The sequence below is a fragment of the Polaromonas sp. P1_E3 genome (genome assembly GCF_056405935.1).
Window position 1 is genome coordinate 1 of record NZ_JBFUBD010000577.1, and the last position, 1369, is coordinate 1369.

2 protein-coding genes are annotated in these 1369 nt (G+C 62.5%); both read left to right on the forward strand.

Annotated features, from left to right (window positions below; all coding sequences use genetic code 11):
- The coding region (locus AC1D0Z_RS21845) for a CBS domain-containing protein (protein ID WP_477660246.1) at window positions 1-206 on the forward strand (206 nt) is incomplete at its 5' end.
- A gap of 139 nt (window positions 207-345) precedes the next feature.
- Window positions 346-1369, forward strand: a 1024-nt coding sequence (locus AC1D0Z_RS21850; RefSeq protein ID WP_477660247.1) for an MFS transporter, incomplete at its 3' end; no start/stop codon positions are given.

The following is a 1369-nucleotide window of genomic DNA, read 5'->3' on the forward strand; positions in this document are numbered from 1 at the left end:
CCGAAACTGAACTCGACGAAGTCCGCCGCATGATGCTGGAACGCCACGCGCGTTACATGCCCGTGATGAACCAGAAGGTCATGATGGGCGTGATCAGCCTCTACGACGTGGCCAAAGCCGTGGTCGACAGCCAGAACTTCGAAAACAAGATGCTCAAGGCCTACATCCGCGACTGGCCGGAAGAAGACGGCGCCGATCGCAGCTGAACACCAAGGTACGGTCCTGACGGTGTTCTTTGCATAAAGATGCCGCCAGCCCAATCAGGACGAGCGCAAGGCGCTATCAAAATAATAGTGAGATCTATGTGCCTGCGTCGCCTGCAGGCGCAGTGGAACGGGAGCAGGGGTGAGCGACAACGCTGCAAGCACTAACGGCCAGTTGTTCTATGGCTCCCTGTTCCTTTCCAGGCTTGCCGACCAGATACTGCTGTTCCTGGTTCCCCTGGTGGTTTTCGAAACCACGGGCAGCGTGGCCTGGTCCGGCATCGCCTTCACGGTAGAGACGCTACCCCGCTTCCTGGCCTTTCCCGTTTGCGGCGTGTTATGCGACCGGATATCACCGCTCAAGCTCCTGCGCATCAGCCAGCTTTATCGCGCGCTGGTGTGTATCGGCGGGGTTGCCGCCTTTCAGTGGCTGGGCGGCATCGGCTGGCTGGTTGCCCTGTCGGCGGTTTGCGGTGTGCTGACGACCCAGGGCCTGATGGCCCGCGAGGTCATGCTGCCGCAGATATTCAGGCAGCACCGCTTTGAAAAAGTGCTGGCCCATGCGCAGATTGCTGATCAACTCGGCATGGTGCTGGGCCCCGTGCTGGCGTCGCTGCTGCTGCGCTGGATGCCGTGGCCGGCGGTGGTGGCCGCCACTGCTGTGCTGTTTTTGCTGGCCGATGCTGCCGTGACCCTGTGGCATCGCAGAAACCCTGTTGTGCTGGCTGCGCCGGAGCCCGCCCCCGACCATTGGCTGCGGCCCATCCGCACGGCGTTTTCGCAGGTGCTGCACCTGCCGGGCCTGAAGAAAGTCATTGCGCTGGCCGCGGGCGTGAACCTGGTTATAGGCGTGACGCTCGCCACCTCCGCCGCGATGGTCACGGGGCTGCTGCAGCGTTCTGCAGGCGATTACGCGTTGCTGCAAACGGCCGGCGCTATTGCCACCGTCATCATCCTGCTGCTTATCGCCCGCACCGTGCTCTCCCTGCGCACCCTGGGCCTGGTGTCGTACAGCGTGATGCTGGGCGGCGGCCTGCTCACGGGACTGGCCGGCAACTTCTGGGTGTACACCGCCGGGTTCTTGCTGGTGATCGGCTTTGACAAGATGTTCAACGTCTACATCCGCAGCCTGCGCCAGAAGATCATTCCGCCGAGAGACCTCGGCA